The sequence below is a fragment of the Streptomyces sp. NPDC127177 genome (assembly GCF_042672475.1).
In the GTDB taxonomy this organism is placed as follows: Bacteria; Actinomycetota; Actinomycetes; order Streptomycetales; family Streptomycetaceae; genus Streptomyces.
The window spans coordinates 1-20,876 of sequence record NZ_JBHXUW010000057.1; the positions used below are offsets into that span (position 1 = coordinate 1).

At 72.7% G+C, this 20,876-nt stretch carries 18 protein-coding genes; 14 read left to right on the plus strand and 4 right to left on the minus strand.

What is annotated here, in order from left to right; translation table 11 throughout:
* The 4 genes from ACFVJX_RS28590 to ACFVJX_RS28605 all read left to right on the plus strand — a co-directional run.
* Nucleotides 1-249 (plus strand): flavodoxin-dependent (E)-4-hydroxy-3-methylbut-2-enyl-diphosphate synthase (locus tag ACFVJX_RS28590; protein WP_384132439.1); only part of this gene is annotated, 249 nt, incomplete at its 5' end.
* Between the two features lie 173 nt (nt 250-422).
* On the plus strand, nt 423-1,268 hold the full coding sequence (locus ACFVJX_RS28595; protein ID WP_384132442.1) for a GNAT family N-acetyltransferase: 846 nt from the start codon (nt 423-425) through the stop codon (nt 1,266-1,268).
* Between the two features lie 73 nt (nt 1,269-1,341).
* A complete protein-coding gene (locus ACFVJX_RS28600; protein WP_384132444.1) occupies nt 1,342-1,908 on the plus strand; it encodes a GNAT family N-acetyltransferase in 567 nt (188 codons plus the stop codon).
* A 93-nt stretch (nt 1,909-2,001) separates the two neighbouring features.
* On the plus strand, nt 2,002-3,702 hold the full coding sequence (locus tag ACFVJX_RS28605) for a proline--tRNA ligase (RefSeq protein WP_384132447.1): 1,701 nt from the start codon (nt 2,002-2,004) through the stop codon (nt 3,700-3,702).
* A gap of 115 nt (nt 3,703-3,817) precedes the next feature.
* Here ACFVJX_RS28605 and ACFVJX_RS28610 read toward each other — a convergent pair whose 3' ends face one another.
* From ACFVJX_RS28610 to ACFVJX_RS28625, 4 genes are all read right to left on the minus strand, one after another.
* Complete coding sequence (locus ACFVJX_RS28610; RefSeq protein ID WP_384132450.1) at nt 3,818-4,651, minus strand: NAD(P)H-binding protein; 834 nt, start codon at nt 4,649-4,651, stop codon at nt 3,818-3,820.
* Nucleotides 4,652-4,734: 83 nt separating this feature from the next.
* Nucleotides 4,735-5,667 carry an aminoglycoside phosphotransferase family protein gene (locus tag ACFVJX_RS28615; RefSeq protein WP_384132453.1) on the minus strand — a complete coding sequence of 311 codons (933 nt, stop codon included), beginning with the start codon at nt 5,665-5,667 and terminating at the stop codon, nt 4,735-4,737.
* A gap of 29 nt (nt 5,668-5,696) precedes the next feature.
* Complete coding sequence (locus ACFVJX_RS28620; RefSeq protein WP_384132456.1) at nt 5,697-6,221, minus strand: ferritin-like domain-containing protein; 525 nt, start codon at nt 6,219-6,221, stop codon at nt 5,697-5,699.
* Nucleotides 6,218-6,733, minus strand: a complete 516-nt coding sequence (locus tag ACFVJX_RS28625; protein WP_384132458.1) for a hypothetical protein — start codon at nt 6,731-6,733, stop codon at nt 6,218-6,220. The genes ACFVJX_RS28620 and ACFVJX_RS28625 overlap by 4 nt, the downstream gene beginning before the upstream one ends.
* Nucleotides 6,734-6,910: 177 nt before the next feature.
* Between ACFVJX_RS28625 and rimP the strand changes: the two genes are divergently transcribed.
* The 10 genes from rimP to ACFVJX_RS28675 all read left to right on the plus strand — a co-directional run bounded on the left by rimP (nt 6,911) and on the right by ACFVJX_RS28675 (nt 20,818).
* Nucleotides 6,911-7,408, plus strand: a complete 498-nt coding sequence (gene rimP, locus ACFVJX_RS28630) for a ribosome maturation factor RimP (RefSeq protein WP_384132461.1) — start codon at nt 6,911-6,913, stop codon at nt 7,406-7,408.
* A gap of 2 nt (nt 7,409-7,410) precedes the next feature.
* The gene (gene nusA, locus ACFVJX_RS28635) at nt 7,411-8,451 is read left to right on the plus strand and encodes a transcription termination factor NusA (RefSeq protein ID WP_384132464.1); all 1,041 of its coding nucleotides are present in this window, start codon (nt 7,411-7,413) and stop codon (nt 8,449-8,451) included.
* A 135-nt stretch (nt 8,452-8,586) separates the two neighbouring features.
* A complete protein-coding gene (locus ACFVJX_RS28640) occupies nt 8,587-8,865 on the plus strand; it encodes a YlxR family protein (RefSeq protein ID WP_384132467.1) in 279 nt (92 codons plus the stop codon).
* Nucleotides 8,866-9,013: 148 nt separating this feature from the next.
* The gene (gene infB / locus ACFVJX_RS28645; protein ID WP_384132470.1) at nt 9,014-12,157 is read left to right on the plus strand and encodes a translation initiation factor IF-2; all 3,144 of its coding nucleotides are present in this window, start codon (nt 9,014-9,016) and stop codon (nt 12,155-12,157) included.
* Between the two features lie 138 nt (nt 12,158-12,295).
* Nucleotides 12,296-12,592 carry a DUF503 domain-containing protein gene (locus ACFVJX_RS28650; protein WP_073739168.1) on the plus strand — a complete coding sequence of 99 codons (297 nt, stop codon included), beginning with the start codon at nt 12,296-12,298 and terminating at the stop codon, nt 12,590-12,592.
* Nucleotides 12,593-12,672: 80 nt separating this feature from the next.
* Nucleotides 12,673-13,125 (plus strand): 30S ribosome-binding factor RbfA, encoded by a 453-nt coding sequence (gene rbfA, locus ACFVJX_RS28655; protein WP_123462623.1) that lies wholly within the window; start codon nt 12,673-12,675, stop codon nt 13,123-13,125.
* Nucleotides 13,122-14,078 carry a tRNA pseudouridine(55) synthase TruB gene (gene truB / locus ACFVJX_RS28660; protein ID WP_384132473.1) on the plus strand — a complete coding sequence of 319 codons (957 nt, stop codon included), beginning with the start codon at nt 13,122-13,124 and terminating at the stop codon, nt 14,076-14,078. Before rbfA ends, truB begins: the two co-directional genes overlap by 4 nt.
* A 193-nt stretch (nt 14,079-14,271) precedes the next feature.
* Nucleotides 14,272-18,597, plus strand: a complete 4,326-nt coding sequence (locus tag ACFVJX_RS28665; RefSeq protein ID WP_384132476.1) for a trypsin-like peptidase domain-containing protein — start codon at nt 14,272-14,274, stop codon at nt 18,595-18,597.
* 43 nt (nt 18,598-18,640) lie between these two features.
* Nucleotides 18,641-19,594 (plus strand): bifunctional riboflavin kinase/FAD synthetase, encoded by a 954-nt coding sequence (locus tag ACFVJX_RS28670; RefSeq protein ID WP_384132479.1) that lies wholly within the window; start codon nt 18,641-18,643, stop codon nt 19,592-19,594.
* 126 nt (nt 19,595-19,720) lie between these two features.
* A complete protein-coding gene (locus ACFVJX_RS28675; protein WP_384132482.1) occupies nt 19,721-20,818 on the plus strand; it encodes an XdhC family protein in 1,098 nt (365 codons plus the stop codon).
* The last annotated feature ends 58 nt before the right edge of the window (nt 20,819-20,876 follow it).

Sequence of the window (20,876 nt, forward strand, 5' to 3'; positions counted from 1 at the left end):
GGCATGGAGGTGCCGTTGCGTGTCGCCGTGATGGGCTGTGTCGTCAACGGTCCGGGTGAGGCGCGTGAGGCCGATCTGGGTGTGGCCTCCGGCAATGGCAAGGGTCAGATCTTCGTCAAGGGCGAGATCATCAAGACCGTGCCGGAGTCGAAGATCGTCGAGACCCTCATCGAGGAAGCCCTCAAGATCGCCGAACAGATGGAGAAGGACGGCATCGCCTCCGGCGAGCCCGAGGTCTCCATCAGCTGAACCCACGGCACAACACCCACGACGACGCCCCGCCGGAGGAACCATCTCCGCGGGGCGTCGCCCGTGAGCAGGCTCACCACCTTCCGCAGAAGCTGTTCCCGGCCACGAGCGGCGCCCCCCAGCCTCTTTGGGTACAGTGCGGAAATCAGCAGACCGCATGGTGAGGCCCCCTCGTGTTGACGCAGACCACCACCCGGGTCCTCGAACCCAGCGACCTCGGTGCCGCCCTGGCGGTACTCGAGAGCGAACCCGTAGTGAACGCCTTCGTGACCTCCCGGGTCCAGATCGCAGGCCTCGACCCCTGGCGCCTGGGCGGCGAGATGTGGGGCTGGTACGCCGACGGGCAGCTGCGCTCCCTGTGCTACTCCGGAGCCAACCTCGTCCCCATCTGCGCCGGCCCCGAAGCCGTCAGGGCCTTCGCCGACCGGGCCCGCCGGGCCGGCCGCCGCTGCTCCTCGATCGTCGGCCCCGCCGGGCCCACCGCCCAGCTGTGGCGGCTCCTCGAACCGGGCTGGGGCCCCGCCCGCGAGGTCCGGGCCAACCAGCCCCTCATGGTCACCGAGAGCCCCGCGGCCGATGTGCCCCCTGATCCAGCGGTGCGCCGGGTCCGCAAGGACGAGATGGACGTCCTGATGCCGGCCTGCGTCGCCATGTTCACCGAGGAGGTCGGCATCTCCCCGCTCGCGGGCGACGGCGGACTCCTCTACCAGGCCCGCGTCGCGGAACTCATCGGCGCCGGCCGGTCCTTCGCCCGGATCGATGACGGCAAGGTCGTCTTCAAGGCCGAGATCGGCGCCACCACCTCACAGGCCTGCCAGATCCAGGGAGTCTGGGTCGCCCCGGAATTCCGCGGCCGCGGCTACTCCGAGACCGGGATGGCGGCCGTCGTGCGCTTCGCACTGGCCGATGTCGCACCGGTCGTCAGTCTGTACGTCAACGACTACAACACCCCCGCGCGCAAGTCCTACACGCGCATCGGCTTCCGTGAGGTCGGCGCGTTCATGAGCGTGCTGTTCTGACCCGGCCCGCCGCTTCGTCCCGGCCGGTACCGACCCGTACCCCGCAACCCGCCACGGACAGTAGGGTCTGTCCATGGCAGCAGCTTCCGGGGGCGGCCCCCACACTCCCAGCGTCCGGATCGGACCGATCGATCTCGCCGCACGCGTGGACGAGGCGCTCGCCGTACAGGGCGTCGCCTTCGGCCTCGGCCCCGACGAGATCGAGGTGCGCCGCCACATCGTCCTCAGACACCTCGACCACCCCAGCGCCCTCGCGCTGGGCGCCCTGACCCCGGACGACCGGCTCGTCGGCTTCGTCTACGGAATGCCGAACGAACGCGGCCACTGGTGGTCCACCGTCGTCGAGCCCTATCTGCGCGCCACCGGCTCCACGCACTGGCTCGACGACTCCTTCGTCATCACCGAGCTGCACGTCCACCCCGAGTACCAGAACCGCGGGGTCGGCCGCACCCTGATCACCACCGTCACCGACGCCGTGGACCAGCCCCGGTCCATCCTCTCCGCGATCGACACGGAGAGCCCGGCACGCGGTCTGTACCGCTCACTCGGCTACCAGGACCTGGCCCGGCAGGTGCTCTTCCCCAGCGCACCCAGGCCGTACGCGGTCATGGGCGCACCGCTTCCGCTGCGCCGCCGCTAGGGCGCGTCCGCCGGACGCGCCCTATTCGATTTCCGCCCGCGCGGGCCGCCCGGCTAACCTCGGGGCCATCACCCTTCCGAGCAGGAGTTCATCATGGCCCAGGTCCAGCGCATGTCCCGATTGATGATCAAGACACTGCGCGACGACCCGGCGGATGCCGAGACGCTCAACCACAAGCTCCTCGTCCGGGCCGGTTACGTACGCCGCACCGCCGCAGGCATCTGGTCCTGGCTGCCGCTCGGCAAGAAGGTCCTGGACAACATCACCCGCGTCGTCCGCGAGGAGATGGACGCCATCGGCGGCCAGGAGGTCCTGCTCCCCGCGCTGCTGCCCAAGGACGCGTACGAGGCGAGCGGCCGGTACGAGGAGTACGGCGACCTGCTGTTCCGGCTCAAGGACCGCAAGGGTGCCGACTACCTCCTCGGACCCACCCACGAGGAGATCTTCACCCAGGTCGTCAAGGACATGTGCTCGTCCTACAAGGACCTGCCCGTGATCCTCTACCAGATCCAGACCAAGTACCGTGACGAGGCCCGCCCCCGGGCCGGCGTGCTGCGCGGCCGTGAGTTCCAGATGAAGGACTCGTACTCCTTCGACACCACGGACGAGGGGCTGGCCGAGGCGTACCAGCTGCACCGCGCCGCCTACATCCGGATCTTCGAGCGGCTCGGTCTCGACCACCGCATCGTCTCCGCCGTCTCCGGCGCCATGGGCGGCTCCGCCTCCGAGGAGTTCCTCGCCCCCGCGCCCGCCGGTGAGGACACCTTCGTCGACTGTCCGAACTGCGACTACGCCGCCAACACCGAGGCCGTGACCTTCAGGGCCACCCTGGGCGACGCCTCGGCCACCGGCGCCGTCGAGGAGCTGGACACCCCCGACACCCCGACCATCGAGACCCTCGCGGCCCACCTCGGCGTCCCGGCCTCCGCCACCCTGAAGAACCTCCTGGTCAAGGTGGACGGCGAGATCGTCGCCGTCGGAGTGCCCGGGGACCGCGAGGTCGACCTCGGCAAGCTCGGCGAGCACCTCGCCCCCGCCGTCGTCGAGCTCGTCACCGCCGAGGACTTCGTCGGCCGCCCCGACCTGGTGCGCGGCTACGTCGGCCCGCAGGGCCTGGAGAAGGCCCGCTACATCGCCGACCCCCGCATCGCCGCGGGCACCTCCTGGATCACGGGCGCCAACAAGGAGGGCAAGCACGCGAAGAACGTCGTCGCGGGCCGTGACTTCGAGGTCGACGACTACCTCGACGTGGTCGTCGTCGAGGCCGGCGACCCCTGCCCCAACTGCGGGGCCGGCCTCCAGGTGGACCGTGCCATCGAGATCGGTCACATCTTCCAGCTGGGCCGCAAGTACGCCGACATCTTCTCCCTCGACGTCCTCGGTCAGCAGGGCAAGCCCGTCCGCGTCACGATGGGCTCGTACGGCATCGGCGTCTCCCGCGCGGTGGCCGCCCTCGCCGAGCAGACCGCCGACGACAAGGGCCTGTGCTGGCCCCGCGAGATCGCCCCGGCCGATGTGCACGTCGTCGCCGCGGGCAAGGCGCTCCAGACCGAGCTGGCCATCGAGGTCTCCGAGAAGCTGAACGCCGCCGGTCTGCGCGTCCTGGTCGACGACCGCGCGGGCGTCTCGCCGGGCGTGAAGTTCACCGACTCCGAGCTCATCGGCGTCCCGAAGATCCTGGTCGCCGGCCGCCGCTCGGCCGAGGGGGTCCTGGAGCTGAAGGACCGCCGCACCGGCGAGCGCGAGGAGCTCACCGTGGACGAGGCGATCGCCCGCCTCACCGCGCGGGACTGACCGCCCCGGCCGCCGCGAGGGGCCCGTACCCACGGGTCGCCCCCGGCGGATCCGAAGCCCTGATCACTTTCGTCCCGTCGGTGCGTCCGGCGGGACGAAAGTGCTGTCGGGCGGTTCAGCGGAAGGCGTCGGCGTTCTCCGACGCCCACTGCCGGAACGGCCGGGCCGCCACTCCGGTGACCTGCGAAACCGTGTCGCGCACCCTCAGCAACTCGTCGTTCACATCCCCGCCGGTGACGTCGAGCACCGCGTCCGCGGCCTCGGCCCCGAAGACCGCGGCCATCTGTGCGTGGGCCTCCTGGCGGCTGATCGCGGCGAAGGGAACATCCCGGCCCACCGCCGCCGCGATGGCCTCGACCTGCTGCCGGGCGGAGACCGGCTCCGGACCGGTCAAGGCGTACGTGCGCCCGCGGTGGCCGGGTTCGGTCAGTGCCACCCGCGCCACCGACGCGATGTCCGCGGGGTGGATGGTCGGCAGTGCGACGTCCGCGTACGGCGCGCGGACGGTTTCGCGGCCGCGGACGGAGGCCGCCCACATCAGGGAGTTCGAGGCGAACTGCGTCGGCCGCAGGATCGTCCAGTCCATGCCGCTCGTTTCGAGCAGCCGCTCCACCGCCAGGTTCTCGCCGGCCGGGCCGAGGTGCGGGTGGGTCAGGACGGTGATGGACGACACCAGCACGACGTGTTCCACGCCCGCCTTCCGGGCGGCGTCGAGGATGTCGGCGTCCGGTCCCAGACGCGAGACCAGGAACAGCGAGCGCACCCCCTCCAGCGCGGGCCCCAGCGACGCCGGGTCCGCGAAGTCGCCCTCGACGGTCTCGACCCCTTCGGGCAGGGCGGCCCGCGCGGCATCGCGGGTGAGCCCGCGGAGCGGACCGGCTCCGTGCGCGCGCATTTCCTTCAGCAGGGCACCGCCGATATTTCCGGTGGCTCCGGTCACGAGGATCATGAGCGTGTTTCCCGTCGTCGGATGATGGAACTGACGAGACGTTAGGACCTCGATCACGCTTGAGGTCAAGGCGTTCCCGGGCGCTACAGCCAGCCCGCGAACTCCAGCGTCACTTCACCCTCCTGGCGACGCCCGGCCGCCAGTGCCCGCGTCCCCGACTCCACCGCGCGGAACAGCGTCCAGCCATGCAGCCGCTCGCGGTCCACGTCCAGGGACTCCGCGAGCCGCTTGATCCTGCGCCGGGCCGTCATCGCGCCGCCGGGCGAGGCGATCAGATCCTCGACCCGGTCCCGCACCAGCCGGCCCAGATCGTAGGCCCGCTCACCGACCAGCGGTTCGGGCCCGACCGTCAGCCAGGGCGCGCGCTCACCGGACAGCACCTTGCTCTGCCGGAAGTTGCCGTGCAGCAGCAGGGTCTCGGGAGGGTCGGCGACCAGTTCATCGCGCGCTGCCAGGGCGGCCGTGACCAGGGGTTCGAGATCCGGATCGGCCTCGGCGGCGGCCCGCATGGGGCCGGTCCGCAGCGCGGTCCGTTCGGCGACCGTCTCGAAGGCGTGTCCGGCGGGCGGCTCCACCCACAGCCGTCGCACCGTCCCCGCCGCCTCCAGCAGGGCCTTCGCCTCCGGCAGCGAACGCAGCGACATCTCGGGGTGCAGCCGCTCCAGCAGCAGGGCGCCACCGGGGGCGTGCTCCGGGAGCGCGTTCCCGCCCGGCGCGATCAGCCGGACCGCGCCCCAGCCGTCCCAGTGCGCCAGCGCCGCCCTTTCGAGCTCGGGCGCGGCCGGCGGCGGGGAGATCTTCAGCGCCGCCGGGGTGCCGTCGTCACCGCGCACCAGCAGGACCAGGCTGCTGCGTCCGCCGGGGGCGGCGACCCGGTCCACGGACAGCCCCTGTCCGGCCCCGGCCAGCGCCTTCTCGGTCAGCGCGGGAAGCCCCGCGAGCCATTCTCCGGCGGCCGTATCCCCGTACGACTCGCCGAGCGCTCGCACCAGACGCCGCGGCGGTTCAAAACCCATACGTGCTGTGTTCCCTTTCAGAGCCTGCTTCAGTGCGCCTTGCCGGTCCGTGCCTTCGTGTCGGACCCGGTCCGCACGGTGGCACCCGTCGCCTGTTCCGTCTCGTCGGCACGGCCCTCGCGGGAACCGTCGGCGGCCCGTTCGGCGAGCCCGGGAAAGGGTACGCCGCTGCCCCGCCAGCGGACCGCGCGCACCGCTGCCTCGCGCAGCGCGTCCGCAGCCTCCCGCCGCAGCGGGCCGTCGGCGGCCCGTACGAGGTCGGAGTAGACGTCGGCGACGCGGTCCTCCAGCACGGCGGCGAGCCGTACCGCGGCGGCCGGGCCCGGTACCGCGAACGGCAGAGCGTACGCGGGGTCCGCCGCCACCGGCTCACCGCCCAGGTCGCGCACCGTCCGCACCAGTGCGTCGCGGCGGGCCCGGTGGGCGTGGTGCGCGGCGGTGGCCTCGGACCGGCGGTCCTTGGCGACCCGGCCGCCCGCCACCCCGTACCCGTACACCGCGGCGTGTTCGGCGGCCAGCGCCGCCTGTGCCGCGTCCAGCGTGCCGTCGCTCATGCGGACGTCTCCTTGGCCAGTTCGGTCAGCAGGTAGGAGTGCGCCGAGGCGGCCGCGGCGATCGAGGCGAGCAGCCGGGCCAGCTCCGGGGGAGCTTTCAGCAGAGCCGCGGTGTGCGCGGCCGCGGCACGGCGTTCCGCGGACGCCAGTTCCCTGACGGCCGCCGCGGGGTCGCCGGCCGCCGTCCCCGCGGGGGCGGGGTGCTTCCCGTCCCCGGGCCCGAGGGCCTTCGTGTGGGCCAGGACGGCGTCGCGCAGCGGGGTGATCCCGGCCGCGGTCGACGGATGGGCCCGGAGTACCGCTTCGTACTGGGTGAGCAGCGTCCCGCTGGTGCGCAGGGCGCTCGTCCGGAGCGCCGTCCCCGTCGATGACCGGGCGGCCGCGGCCCGGCCCGAGGCGCCCTTCCGGCTGTCGTCCCCGTCACCGTCTCCGCAGCCGGCCAGGACCGCCCCCATGGCGATCGCTCCCGTCGCGGTGAGCGCGCCCCTGCGCGTCGTCCCCGTGCGCCGCACTTGATCTCCTTCGGGCCTGGACCTGTCTTGACCGGATGTGTCCGGAAGTGATCACCGCAGGCGAGCGTACCCGCGCTCACGGGGCCGGCGGACGGCAACACCCCTCAGGACCGGATACCCTTTGACCTGACACGCGACGATCCCCACAACAGCACACGCGGCCGAGGAGTCACCCGGATGAGCACCACCCAGAGCGAGAGGCTGCGCGGGCTGGTCGAACCGCTCGTCAGCGCCGAGCAGCTGGATCTGGAAGAGATCGAAGTGTCCCGGGCCGGCCGCCGCCGGGTGCTGCGGATCATCGTGGACTCCGAAGAGGGCGTGGAGCTCGACACCTGCGCGGATCTGAGCCGCGCGATCTCCGAGAAGCTGGACGAGACCGACGCGATGGGCGAGGACGAGTACGTCCTGGAGGTCAGCTCTCCCGGCGCCGACCGCCCGCTGACGGATCACCGCCACTACGTACGCGCCACCGGCCGCCTGGCCAGGCTCCAACTCCGCGAGGGCGGCGAGCTGGTGGCCCGCATCCTCGCTGTCGACGACGAGGGCCTCGACCTCGAGGTGCCGGGCGTCAAGGGCCGCAGGCCCACGTCCCGCCGGATCGCCTTCGACGAGATCGAGAAGGCGCGCGTGGAGCTGGAATTCAACCGCAAGGACAAGAAGGAAGAGGAGGCGTAGCCGTGGACATCGATGTGAAGCTTCTGAAGGGCTTGGCGCAGGACAAGGAGATCCCGTTCGACGTGCTCGTCGAGGCGATCGAGTCGGCCCTCCTCATCGCGTACCACCGCACGGACGGCAGCCACCGCCGGGCGCGCGTGAAGCTGGACGAGCGTGGCCATGTGACGGTGTGGGCGAAGGAGGACCCGGCCGATCTGGAGGAGGGCCAGGAGCCCAAGGAGTTCGACGACACCCCGTCGGGCTTCGGCCGGATCGCCGCGACCACCGCCAAGCAGGTCATCCTGCAGCGGCTGCGCGACGCGGAGGACGACCGGACGTTCGGCGAGTACGCGGGCCACGAGGGCGATGTCGTCACCGGCGTCGTCCAGCAGGGCAAGGACCCGAAGAACGTCCTGGTCGACATCGGCAAGCTGGAGGCCATCCTGCCGGTGCAGGAGCAGGTGCCGGGCGAGGAGTACACCCACGGCCTGCGGCTGCGCACCTATGTCGTACGGGTGGCCAAGGGTGTGCGCGGCCCGTCGGTGACACTGTCGCGGACCCACCCCAACCTGGTGAAGAAGCTCTTCGCGCTGGAGGTCCCGGAGATCGCCGACGGTTCCGTCGAGATCTGCGCGATCGCCCGCGAGGCGGGGCACCGCACCAAGATCGCGGTCCGCTCCACGCGCTCCGGCCTCAACGCCAAGGGCGCCTGCATCGGCCCGATGGGTGGCCGCGTGCGCAACGTCATGGCCGAGCTGCTCGGCGAGAAGATCGACATCGTGGACTGGTCGGACGACCCGGCCGAGATGGTCGCCAACGCCCTGTCGCCCGCACGGGTGAGTGAGGTCGAGGTCGTGGACCTCGGCGCCCGTTCCGCCCGGGTCACCGTGCCCGACTACCAGCTGTCGCTGGCGATCGGCAAGGAGGGGCAGAACGCCCGTCTCGCCGCCCGTCTCACCGGCTGGCGCATCGACATCCGCCCGGACACCGAGACCGACGCCGAGCGCGACGTCGCCGACCGCGAGCGGGCCGAGCGGGCCCGGGAGCGTGCCGAGCGGAGCTGATCCGGCGAGGGCCGCGGTGCGGCCCGACCGGACGGCAAGGAATAGATCTCGTCGGCGTGCCGCTGAGATCACGACAACATCCGTTCGATCTTTGCCCCAAACGGGTGGGGTCGGTGCGGGGAGGTAGACTTAGACGTGTCTGGCCGGACGCTAGCCCGCGCTTGCCCTGAGCGAACCTGTGTGGGATGCCGGGAGCGAGCGGCCAAGAGCGAGCTGCTGCGCATCGTGGCGGACGGGGACACATGCGTCCCCGACCCTCGCGGTACGCTGCCCGGCCGGGGTGCGTACGTACACCCCGAATCTGTCTGTCTCGACCTGGCGGTTCGCCGCCGGGCATTCCCCCGGGCCTTCAAGGCCAAGGGGCCGTTCGACCCCGCAGCAGTGCAGCGGTTCGTCGAACGGGTGACACCGTAGAAAAGTGAACGGCACGGGTCCCCGTGCGGTCAGGTACCTCGCGAGTTGGAAGTAGGTCGAGATTGCGATGAGCACTCGATGAGTACGCGATGAGTACGCCCATGAAGTAGCGACGGTCCGGCGGTAACCCGGACCTAAAAGGAGCGAAGTGGCTAAGGTCCGGGTATACGAACTCGCCAAGGAGTTCGGCGTGGAGAGCAAGGTCGTCATGGCCAAGCTCCAAGAACTCGGTGAATTCGTACGTTCGGCGTCCTCGACGATCGAGGCGCCGGTTGTACGCAAGTTGACTGACGCACTGCAGGGTCCCGGTGGCAACGCCGCCGGCAAGTCCGCTGCAAAGCCTGGCGCGCCCCGCAAGGCCGCCCCCTCGAAGCCCGCAGCGCCCTCCCCGGCCGCCGCGGCACGTCCCGCTGCCCCGAAGCCCGGCGTACCGGCTGCCAAGCCGGCCGCCGCCGAGGCCCCGAGCAGCACCCCCGCTGCGCCTTCCGCGCCGTCTGCGGGCCCGCGTCCGGGCCCCAAGCCCGCGCCGGCGAAGCCCGCCCCGGTCACCCCGGTGCCCGCGGCCGAGTTCTCGGCTCCGGCCCCGGCACAGCCGGCCGCACCGCAGCAGCAGACCCCGCGTCCCGCGGGTGCCACCCCGGGACCGCGTCCCGCCGGTGGCCCTGCCCGTCCGGCTCCGGCCGGCGGTCAGCGTGACGGCGGCCGCGACGGTGGCCAGCGTGACGGCGGCCGTGGCGGCGAGCGCGGTGGCGAGCGCCCCGCACGTCCCGCAGGCCAGGGCGCCCCGCGCCCCGGCGGCGCACGTCCGGCCGGTCCCCGTCCGGGCAACAACCCGTTCACCTCCGGTGGCTCGACGGGCATGGCCCGTCCGCAGTCGCCCCGTCCCGGTGGCGCCCCGCGTCCCGGCGGCGGTTCGGAGCGCCCCGGCGCCCCGCGTCCGCAGGGCGGCCCCGGCGGCGCACCGCGCCCCCAGGGTCAGGGCGGCGCACGTCCGTCCCCGGGCGGCATGCCGCGCCCGCAGGCTCCTCGTCCCGGTGGCGGCGGCGCTCCCGGTGTCGGTGGTAACCGTCCCAACCCGGGCATGATGCCGCAGCGTCCCGCTGCCGGCCCGCGTCCCGGTGGTGGCCCCGGCGGTGGCCGTGGTCCCGGTGGCGGCGGCGGTCGTCCCGGCGGCGGTGGCGGCGCAGGCCGTCCCGGTGGTGGCGGCGGCTTCGCAGGCCGTCCGGCCGGTCCCGGTGGCGGTGGCGGCGGTTTCGCCGGTCGTCCCGGTGGCGGTGGCGGCGCAGGCCGTCCCGGTGGTGGCGGCGGCTTCGGCGGTCGTCCCGGATTCGGTGGGCGACCCGGTGGCCCCGGTGCCCGTGGTGGCACGCAGGGCGCCTTCGGCCGTCCCGGCGGTCCCGCGCGTCGTGGTCGCAAGTCGAAGCGGCAGAGGCGCCAGGAGTACGAGGCCATGCAGGCCCCGTCGGTGGGCGGCGTCATGCTGCCCCGCGGCAACGGGCAGGCTGTCCGGCTGTCGCGCGGTGCCTCCCTCACCGACTTCGCCGAGAAGATCAACGCCAACCCGGCGTCGCTCGTCGGCGTGATGATGAACCTCGGCGAGATGGTCACTGCCACGCAGTCCGTCTCCGACGAGACGCTGAAGCTCCTCGCGGACGAGATGAACTTCGTCCTCGAGATCGTCAGCCCCGAGGAGGAGGACCGCGAGCTGCTCGAGTCCTTCGACATCGAGTTCGGCGAGGACGAGGGCGGCGAAGAGGCCCTGGTCTCCCGTCCGCCGGTCGTGACCGTCATGGGTCACGTCGACCACGGTAAGACCCGACTGCTGGACGCGATCCGCAAGACGAACGTCGTCGCGGGCGAGGCCGGCGGTATCACGCAGCACATCGGTGCGTACCAGGTCGGCGCCGAGGTCAACGGCGAGGACCGCAGGATCACCTTCATCGACACCCCGGGTCACGAGGCGTTCACCGCCATGCGTGCACGTGGTGCGAAGTCCACCGACATCGCGATCCTCGTGGTGGCGGCGAACGACGGCGTGATGCCCCAGACGATCGAGGCGCTGAACCACGCCAAGGCGGCCGACGTGCCGATCGTGGTCGCGGTCAACAAGATCGACGTCGAGGGTGCGGACCCGACCAAGGTGCGCGGTCAGCTCACCGAGTTCGGTCTGGTGGCCGAGGAGTACGGCGGCGACACGATGTTCGTCGACATCTCCGCCAAGCAGGGCCTCAACATCGAGTCCCTCCTGGAGGCCGTCGTCCTCACCGCCGACGCCTCGCTCGACCTGCGGGCCAACCCGGAGCAGGACGCGCAGGGTATTGCGATCGAGTCCCACCTCGACCGCGGCCGCGGTGCCGTCGCGACCGTCCTGGTCCAGCGAGGCACGCTGCGGGTCGGCGACACCATGGTGGTCGGCGACGCGTACGGCCGAGTCCGCGCGATGCTCGACGACAAGGGCGAGAACGTCGAGGAAGCGGGTCCCTCGACCCCCGTCCTCGTGCTGGGTCTCACCAACGTCCCGGGTGCCGGCGACAACTTCCTGGTGGTCGACGAGGACCGTACGGCCCGTCAGATCGCCGAGAAGCGTGCCGCTCGTGAGCGCAACGCCAACTTCGCCCGCAAGGGTGTCCGGTTCTCCCTGGAGAACCTGGACGAGGCGCTCAAGGCCGGTCTGGTCCAGGAGCTCAACCTCATCATCAAGGGCGACGCGTCCGGTTCGGTGGAGGCTCTCGAGTCCTCGCTGCTCCAGCTCGACGTCGGTGAAGAGGTCGACATCCGGGTCCTGCACCGCGGTGTGGGTGCGGTCACCGAGTCGGACATCGACCTGGCGACCGGCTCCGACGCCATCGTGATCGGCTTCAACGTGCGCGCCGCAGGGCGTGCCGCGCAGATGGCCGACCGCGAAGGTGTGGACGTCCGGTACTACTCGGTCATCTACCAGGCGATCGAAGAGATCGAAGCGGCCCTCAAGGGCATGCTCAAGCCGGAGTACGAAGAGGTCGAGCTCGGTACGGCGGAGATCCGCGAGATCTTCCGCTCGTCCAAGCTGGGCAACATCGCCGGTGTGCTGGTCCGGTCCGGCGAGGTCAAGCGCAACACCAAGGCGCGACTGCTGCGCGACGGCAAGGTCATCGCGGAGAACCTCAACATCTCCGGTCTGCGCCGCTTCAAGGACGACGTCACCGAGATCCGCGAAGGCTTCGAGGGCGGTATCAACCTCGGAAACTTCAACGACATCAAGATCGACGACGTCATCGCGACGTACGAGATGCGCGAGAAGCCGCGAGGCTGACCCGTACCTCAACAGTCGGGGCCGGTCGACGGGTGTTATTTCCGTCGATCGGCCCCGGCCGTTCCGTGTACGGTTCTTGTGTCCCTGCCAAACAAACGGCGGGGCACGAACCCGAACCGGCGGGACATCCGGACATACATGTATGTGGGGACACTGTCCTTCGATCTGCTTCTCGGCGACGTACGGTCGCTGAAGGAGAAGCGCTCCGTGGTCCGTCCGATCGTTGCCGAGCTCCAGCGCAAGTACGCGGTGAGCGTGGCGGAGACGGGCGGTCAGGACCTCCATCGCAGGGCCGAGATCGGCCTCGCCGTGGTCTCCGGTGACACCGGGCACCTCACGGATGTGCTGGACCGGTGCGAGCGGCTGATCGCCGGCCGGCCGGAAGTGGAGCTGCTGTCCGTACGGCGGCGGCTGCACAGCGACGAAGACGATTGAGCAGGACCGGCCGGAACCGGGGGGTGGGCGACGCCGCCCCCGGTTCCCGGCCGGGTCCAAAGCGAGAAGGAGACGGACCAGTGGCCGACAACGCGCGGGCTAAGAAGCTGGCGGACCTCATCCAGGAGGTGGTCGCCGAGAAACTGCAGCGCGGAATCAAGGACCCGCGCCTGGGTACGCACGTGACCATCACGGACACCCGCGTCACCGGCGACCTGCGGGAGGCCACGGTCTTCTACACGGTCTACGGCGACGACGAGGACCGGGCGAGCGCGGCGGCCGGCCTGGAGAGCGCGAAGGGAATCCTGCGCTCGGCGGTCGGTGCGGCGGCGGGGACGAAGTTCACCCCCACGCTCGCCTTCATGGCGGACGCGCTGCCCGAGAACGCCAAGGCGATCGAGGACCTCCTCGACCGGGCACGGGCCTCGGACGCCAAGGTGCGCGAGGCGTCTTCGGGCGCCACGTACGCCGGCGACGCCGACCCGTACCGCAAGCCGGAGGACGAGACCGACGAGGACACCGCCTCCGAATGACAGCGCAGAACAGTGCACCGGAGGAGGGGAGCGGGAGCGCGGCGGCCCCGGGCAAGGGCGGCGGCGGGCGACGGGAGAGCGGTCTGGTCATTGTCGACAAGCCCTCCGGTTTCACTTCGCACGACGTCGTCGCCAAGATGCGCGGCATCGCCCGGACCCGGCGCGTCGGCCACGCCGGCACGCTGGACCCGATGGCGACGGGCGTGCTCGTGCTCGGCGTCGAGAAGGCCACCAAGCTCCTCGGCCATCTCGCGCTGACCGAGAAGGAGTACCTCGGTACGATCCGGCTCGGCCAGAACACCGTCACGGACGACGCGGAGGGCGAGATCACCTCGTCCACCGACGCCTCCGCCGTGACGCGTGAGGGCATCGACGCGGGTGTCGCCGAACTGACCGGTGCGATCATGCAGGTGCCGTCCAAGGTCAGCGCCATCAAGATCGACGGCAAGCGGTCGTACGCGCGGGTGCGCGGCGGCGAGGAGTTCGAGATCCCGGCCCGGCCGGTGACCATCTCGTCCTTCAGGGTCTACGACGTCCGCGAGGCCGTCGCCGAGGACGGCACCCCGGTCGTCGACCTGGTCGTCTCGGTGGTCTGCTCCTCCGGTACGTACATCCGGGCGATCGCCCGCGATCTCGGCGCCGGGCTCGGCGTGGGCGGTCATCTGACCGCTCTGCGGCGTACCCGCGTCGGACCGTACGGGATCGACGCCGCGCGGACGCTCGACCAGCACCAGGAAGAGCTGACCGTGATGCCGGTGGCCGAGGCCGCCTCATCGGCGTTCCCGCGCTGGGACGTCGACGAGAAGCGGGCCAAGCTGCTGCAGAACGGCGTGCGCCTCGACATGCCGGCGTACCCGCCGGGGCCCGTCGCGGTCTTCGGCCCCGACGGGGCGTTCCTGGTCCTCGTCGAGGAGCAGAAGGGCAAGGCCAAGAGCCTCGCCGTCTTCGGCTGAACGCCGACCGCCCGCACACCGTGGAGCGGGCAGGGCCTCTGTGCCCGCTCCACGGTCCCCCGCTCCGTTCCTGTCCACCGAACGCCCCTGATTCACCCCAATGGGCAGGCGCTCGGAGTGAATCAGGGGTGCGTACGGGGGCTCTTTTACTCCGAATGCCTCGTGCCGATCACCATGGACCTAACGTCGGATCATGGGATGCGGGGACCGGGCGACGCTGGTACGACTGTGCGATCCGGCCGGGAGGCCGCGGGGGACCGGATTCGTCGCGGACGACCGGGGCACGGTCGTGACGAGCCACGAGGCTGTCGACGGGGTCACGCACCTCGTCCTGCACGGAACGGACGGACGCAGTTGCCGCGTCGAGTCCGCTGACATCACCTCGCTGCCCGAACTGGATCTCGCACTCGTGCCCACCGGGGGACCGGACGTGCTGGGTGTCCAGCCGCTGCCGATCGTGCTGCGTGAGCCGGCCGGGGCCGGTACGTACGTGACGATCGCCGCGCACGGCTGGCGCGAGGCACGGATCCTCGGCCCGGCCCGGGTCACGTACACCGCGGGCGGCACCACCCACCGGATCGACCGGGCGCTGGAACTGGCCCTCGGAACGGACGGCCGTGACGCGCTGCGGCTCGGCGGCGCGGCGGTGGGCGGGCCGGTGCTCGACCCGGACAGCGGCGCGGTCATCGCGGTTCTCGGCACCGCCCTGCGGGCCGCCGGACACTCCGCCGCCGGATGCGCGGTGCCGCTGGCCGGGACGGGCGACCGAGGGCCGCTGGAGGCCCTGGTGCGGCGCAACGCGATGAGCGTGCCCGGCTACGGCAGCGATCTCAACCTGGCCGGAGCCCTCCAGCTGACGGCGATGTCGGTCGGTTCGGCGGGCGGACCGAGCGCCTGGCCCGATCCGGTGGAACGGCCTGAAGCCAGCGCGGAGTTCAGCGCGTTCGCCGCCGCCCGCCCGTCGGCCGCCGACGGGGAGCCGGCCGTGGTCCTCGGTCTCGTCGGGGAACCGGGCACCGGCCGCACCACCGAACTCTCCGCGCTCGCCGCCCGCCGCGCCCGCGGCCCGGTGCCCGCGCTCACCCTGTGGCTGCGGGGAGCCGACCTGCTGGCCGACGACGCCTCCGTCGCCGACGCGATCGCCCGCACCCTCCGGCAGGCCGGACGCATCGTCAGTGCCGCGGGAGCCACCGGCGACATGACGGCCGCCACCCCGGAGCGGGTGGCACGGCTGGCAGCGGAATCCGGCGGCCCGCTGCTCCTCCTGCTGGACGGCCCCGAGGAGATGCCGCCCGTCCTGGCGCACCGGCTGGCCCGGTGGAGCACGGGCACGGTCGGCTGGCTGCGGGAGAACGGGGCGCGGCTCGTCGTCGCCTGCCGGCCGGAGCACTGGGAGACCGCCGGCGCACTCTGTCCGCCCGACGCACTGCACCGCCCGGCCCGGCCGGCCCGGCGGCTGCCGTCCGCCCTGCGCATCGACGACCTCACGGTGGGCCAGGCCGAAGAGGCCCGGGAACGGTACGCGCTCCCGCCCGACGCACTGGCCCCCGGCCACGACCGGCACCCGCTCACCCTGCGGCTGCTGGCGGAGGTGCGCAAGGCCCTGCCGCCGGACACACCGGGGCGCCCCGGCACGGAGGAGGTCTTCGGCGCCCACCTGGACCTGATGTGTCTGCGCATCGCGGTCCGGATCGCCGCCGAGCGCCGCCCGGCCCCCGGGGGCACGGCCGTGCGCCGGCTGGCCGCTCAGGTGGCGGGGCAGGTCCACGAGGCGGCCCGGCGCTGTCTGGGACCGGGCCAGGGGGAGCTGGACCGGGCCGCGTTCGAGGAGATCTTCCCGTGGCGCACGGGCTGGGCCTCGGCGGTGCTCACCGAGGGGCTGTTGGCCCCGGCGGGAGCGGGCTACCGCTTCGCGCACGAGGAGTTGGGGGACTGGATCCAGGGCGCGCACCTGGACCTGGACGCGGCACTGCGCTCGCTGGTGCACCGCTGGCACGCAGCCGATGCGGGGGAGGAGGGCGCCGGAAGGGTCCCGCATCCGCGCCGGGCGGGCTCGGGAGGAGTGCCGGGCGGCAGGTGGGCTTCTGGTACGGCGTCGGGCGGCACGCGTGCTCAGGCGTCGGGGAGCACGTGGCCCCCTGTTCCCGGGTCGGGCGCGGCGTTGGGGGGTGCCTCCGGGTCGGGTGCTGTTCCTGCGTTGGGGGGTGCTTCCGGGTCGGGTGCTGTTCGTGCGTTGGGCCATACTTCCGCGGCGGGCTCCGCCTCCGGGGCGGGCACAGTTTCCTCCTCCGGCGGCACGCGTGCTTCCGCTCCTCCGCCCGGCGCCGACGCCGAGGACGTGGAGCCGCGCATCCTGCCGGTGCCGCGCCATCGGATCGGGCCGGTGATCCAGGCGCTGCTGCTCCTGGGCCGCCGTCAGGGCCCGGACGCGCTGGCGCACCGGCTGGCCGACCTGATCGAGGCGCTGGACCGGCTGTCGGCCGGGCGGGACGACGCGGCGGACCGGGCCGGTGGGCCGGGCGCGCCGCCGGAGCACAGTCCGGCGGGCGCGGCTGCGCGCGAGGCCGGCTCCGGCTCCGGCATGCCCCCGGCCACCGGACCGGTCACCGGTGCGGCCACCGGACCGGTCACCGGACCGGTCACCGGACCGGCGCGGGCTGTCGGCACCACTACCGCTCCAGGCCCCTCCGCACCGGCTTCCGGAGCTGCCTTGCCCCCGGGCGCCGCCCCTGCCGTCAGCAGGGCTGCCATGGGCGCCGCCGGCAAGACCATGGCCCCCACCACCAACAAGGCCGCCTTCGGCTCTGCCGCAGCCCCCGCGCCCGGCTCCGCCTCAGCCCCCGCGCCCGGCTCTGCCGTAGCACCCGCGCCCGGCGGTGACAGTGGCCGCCCGCCCACGGACGCGCGGTGGTGGGCCGCGCATCTGCTTTCCGAGACGTTGCTGCGGGTGCCCGACGCCCGGCCGCATCTCGGGGTGCTCAGGCTGCTCACCGGGCGGGTCGTCCGGAGTTCGGCCGAGGCGGGCGGGGGAGGGGCGCAGGGGGTGTACGCCGAGTTCGGGCCGTGGTTCTGGCGGCGGTTGCGGTTGCCCGAGGCGGACCGGATGGATCTGTTCCGGCGGCTCGTCCCCGCCGACGGACCGCCTCCCGGCGATGGCGACAACGATGGCGGGCGGTTCCTGGACGCCGTGGCCCGGCGCCTCGCCGCCCATCCGCGTACCGTCCAGCCGCTCCTGTGCGCCTGGTTCACCGACGAGCGACCGCTCGCCGCCGAGGAGGGGGCGGCGATCCGCCCGACCGTCGCGGCGGCCGCGCAGGCGCTCCTCCACGCCCGGCGCGACCTGGCCGTCGACGATCTCATCGACGCCCTCGTCTCGACCGACCACCCACGGGCCGAGGAACTGCTCGCCGCACTGGCCGAGGACGAACCCTCGGCGCTCTGCCGGGCCGTCGAACGCTGGTCGCGCGACGAGGACCGCCGCGCCCGCCGGATCGCGGCCGCCGCCTACGGAGCGGTCCTCGCACCCCACCTCACCCGCGACACCGACCGGGACCTGTTGCGCCGCACGTTCCTCGCCCTGCTGTCCCGTCCCGGCGACACCGATCTGCACGGGGTGGCGCTCGCCCGGCTCGTGGCCGACCCGCACACCAGGGACCGCTATCTGCCGCAGGCGCTCCGGGCCTTCGCCACGGACGGGGCACCCAGGGTCTCACCGGCCGCACTCGCCGTCGCGCTGCCCACACACCCCGCGCAGGTGCTGAGCGCGTACCGCGACCGTCTCGTGCACTCCGGGGACGGCGCGGGCGAGGTGCTGCGCGCGCTCGCCGGGATCGATGCCCCCGCGCTCGCCCTGCACGCCGCCGGGCTCGTACGGGCGTACGTCGACAGCCACCCCGAGGACACCGTGCACGCGGCGGCGTACCTCGACCGCAGGCTGGAGCACGGCCCCGCCGCCCGAGCCCTGCTGCTTCCGCTGCTGACCGGGCTGCTCCGGGACCGCCCGGCGACCGCTCCGGTGCGCGGTTCGCTCGCCGGGGTGCTGGCCTCACCCGGCAGCCCGGCCTCGCAGCCGCTGCGGGACGAGCTGCTGGAGGTCCTGCTGGAGTTCGAGCAGGACGGCGCCCGCCGGGAACCGGTCGTGCTGGACGCGCTGCTGCGGGCCGCCGCGGCGGGCAGCGCCGGCCGCGGCGGGGCCCGCACCAGGGCCCTGGTCCACCGCACCGGGATGCTGCTCGTCCGTACCCCCGAAGGCGCCGCACGGTTCGACCGCCGGCTGGTCGAACTCGCCCGTGAGGTGCCCGGATTCGCCGCCCTCGTCACCGGGTGGCTGGCGGACGCCCCGCAGGAGTGGGCGGCCGTCGTCGGCCCCAGTGCGCGGCGGACGGTAGAGGCCATCGGTGGTGTTCCGTCGCTCACCGCCGGGCCCGCGGCGGCGGACGACGAGACACCCCCAGGAGCCCCGATGCCCATGCCGATGCAGGCCGCAAAGCGTGAGCATGGCAGTCTTAGACCTGCGTAAGAGACAAACCCACGTACACAGGTTCGGGCGAGGAGCGGTCAGAGTGCAGCGCTGGCGTGGCTTGGAGGACATCCCCCAGGACTGGGGACGCAGCGTCGTCACCATCGGCTCCTACGACGGGGTGCACCGCGGACACCAGCTGATCATCGGCCGGGCCGTCGAGCGGGCCCGCGAGCTGGGCGTGCCCTCGGTCGTCGTGACCTTCGACCCGCACCCCAGTGAGGTCGTCCGGCCCGGCAGCCACCCGCCGCTCCTCGCGCCGCACCACCGCCGTGCCGAACTGATGGCGGAGCTCGGCGTGGACGCGCTGCTGATCCTGCCGTTCACCACGGAGTTCTCGAAGCTCGCCCCGGCCGACTTCATCGTGAAGGTGCTCGTCGACAAGCTGCACGCGCAGCTCGTCATCGAGGGCCCCAACTTCCGCTTCGGCCACAAGGCCGCGGGCAACGTGCAACTGCTCACCGAGTTGGGCGCCGCGCACGACTACCGCGTAGAGGTCATCGATCTGCGGGTGCGCGGCGAGGCCGGCGGCGGCGAGCCGTTCTCCTCCACCCTCACCCGCCGTCTCGTCGCCGAGGGCGATGTGGTCGGCGCCGCCGAGATCCTGGGCCGCCCGCACAGCGTCGAGGGCGTCGTCGTCCGTGGCGCGCAGCGCGGCCGGGAACTCGGCTTCCCCACGGCGAACGTGGAGACGCTGCCCCATACCGCCATCCCCGCCGACGGTGTGTACGCGGGCTGGCTGAACGTGAACGGTGAGGCGATGCCCGCCGCGATCTCCGTCGGCACCAACCCGCAGTTCGACGGCACCGAGCGGACGGTGGAGGCGTACGCCATCGACCGCGTAGGCCTCGATCTGTACGGCATGCACGTCGCTGTGGACTTCCTCGCCTACGTACGGGGCATGCTGAAGTTCGACTCGATCGACGAGCTGCTCGTGGCGATGGCCGCCGATGTGAAGCGGTGCAGCGAGCTGATCTCCGCGTACGACCAGGGCTGACCTGCCCCTGCGGCCGACCGGAGCCCCCGCGTCCGACGCCGCGCGCTGATCCGCAGGGGACCACGGGACAGGCCTTAGGGTGGGCCGCGCCCGGCCGCCTCAGCCGGGCCCGAGGAGGTCCGTACCGTGCGTGAACTGCTCGCCGAACTGCGTGCCTGGCACGAGGCCGGCACGTCCTTCGCCCTGGCGACCGTCGTCTCCGTCCGTGGCAGTGCCCCGCGGGCCCCCGGCGCCATGATGGCGGTGACCGCGGACGGGACGGTGGCGGGGAGCGTGTCGGGCGGCTGTGTCGAGGGCGCGGTGTACGAGGTGGCCGGCGAGGTGCTGGCCTCCGGTACCCCGCAGCTCCAGTCGTACGGGATCAGCGACGACGAGGCGTTCGGCGTCGGACTGACCTGTGGCGGCACGATCGACGTCCTGGTCGCGCCGTTCGTCTCGGCGGACGACCGGGCCTGGCTCACCGGGGTCACGGACTCGATCGCGTGCGGTGAACCCGTCGCCGTGGCCACCGTCCTGCCGGGCGCCGCGGCGGCCGGTGCCCGGCTGGTGGTCCGCTCCGGCGGGGCGCGGGGATCGCTCGGCAACGAAGGGCTCGACGCGGCCGTCACTGACGACGCCCGCGGTCTGCTCGCGCAGGGGGCGACCGGCAGGCAGTGGTACGGGGAACGCGGACAGCGCCGGATGCAGGACGTCCCCGTCTTCGTCCAGACGTACGCGCCACCGCCCCGCATGCTCGTCTTCGGCGCCATCGACCACGCGGCCGCCACCGCGCGCATCGGGTCCTTCCTCGGATACCGGGTCACCGTGTGCGACGCCCGTCCGGCCTTCGCGACCCGCGAACGGTTTCCCACCGCCGACGAGGTCGTCTGCGCCTGGCCGCACACCTACCTGTCGGACACGGACGTCGACGGGCGCACGGTCCTCTGCGTTCTGACGCACGATCCGAAGTTCGACGTCCCGCTCCTGGTCGCCGCGTTGCGCACCCCGGCCGCCTACATCGGTGTGATGGGGAGCCGGCGCACCCATCTCGACCGGCTGGCACGACTGCGGGAGGAAGGGGTGGCCGAATCCGATCTGGCGCGGCTCGCCTCACCCGTCGGTCTCGACCTCGGCGCCCGTACACCGGAGGAGACGGCGGTCTCGATCGCCGCCGAGATCATCCAGCACCGCTGGGGCGGTACGGGACGTCCGCTCGCCGAACTGACCGGCACGATCCACCATTAACAGCGGCAGCGGCAGCGGCAGCGGGCGGGTCCGGGCCCCGGACCGACCGGCACCGCTG